Below are 1,135 nucleotides of genomic sequence, written 5' to 3' on the forward strand. Positions count from 1 at the left end.
CAGGGCTATTTCATTCTAAACAAGTAGCCTAATATGGGATCGAAGCTGACGCTCATCTACAGGTTCAGATGACTCAACTTGCGATTGTAGAAGCCTTTGTCGACTTACCCGATACCCGCCGTCGAGCCGGACAACGACATAGCCAAGCCTTATGTTTAGCCCTATTCACCTTGGCCGTTGCGGCAGGGAATCGGGGATTTCTGGCGATCGGGGATTGGCTCAAGGCGTATCACGATGAATTAGTGGCGTTGTTTTCGCCTCCTCAAGACCGTTTACCCTCCTACAGCACCATTCGACGAACGCTCTTGCGGGTGGATTATCACGAGTATGCCGCCTGTTTATCTCGGTTTTTCGGCGTTCATCCTCAGCCTGGAGAAACGATTGCGACTGATGGCAAAGTTGTGCGGGGGTCTTATGAAGCGCTCAGCGATGACCCACAGGTCGAGTCGCATCCAGCAATTCTGCTGGTCAGCGCTTACATTGTGGAACGAGGACTCATCCTGGAGCCCTATGAGGTGGAGTCCAAAACCAATGAAATCACAGCCTTGCCCATCTTCATTGAACAATTGGCGCTCAATGGAGTGGTGTTTGCCTTTGATGCGATCAGTACTCAAAAAAAACGGCTGAGGTGATTCTCAGCAGTGGCAACCATTATCTGGGGGCACTCAAAGGCAACCAATCTGGGCTGCTCCAGGCCGTAACGACTCATTTTCAGGCGCAGCAAACCGTCCAACAGCTCAACAAAGGGCATGGTCGCATTGAAAAACGAACGATCAGCATGAGTCACATCCTGGATAACATGCCCGAGTTTCCGGGATTGCAGACGCTGATTCGAGTTCAATCCGAGCGCCAGGTGCATCGAGCCGACATCGTTGAGGTGTCTCACGACACCCGTTACTACGTGGCTTCCTTTTGTGAGAGTGTCCAAGCCTTTGCTCAACGCATCCGAGGCTATTGGGGCGTAGAAAACAAGGTGCATTATGTCCGAGATGTGACTCAAGGGGAAGATGCCTCCCGCATTCGAACCCCTCCTCTGGTGCAAAATTGGGCACTGGCCCGTAATTTTGCGCTGAACTTATATCGCAATCATGGCTTTGAGAATATGGCTCAAGCTCAACGCCGGGCTGGATTTGGA

1 pseudogene is annotated in these 1,135 nt (G+C 51.7%); it reads left to right on the top strand.

The features are described 5' to 3' along the window. Positions 1-68: 68 nt before the first annotated feature. A pseudogene (locus tag AC286M_RS06555) lies at positions 69-1,135 on the top strand (ISAs1 family transposase); the annotation flags it as partial.

This window comes from Thainema salinarum CENA647, assembly GCF_057732415.1.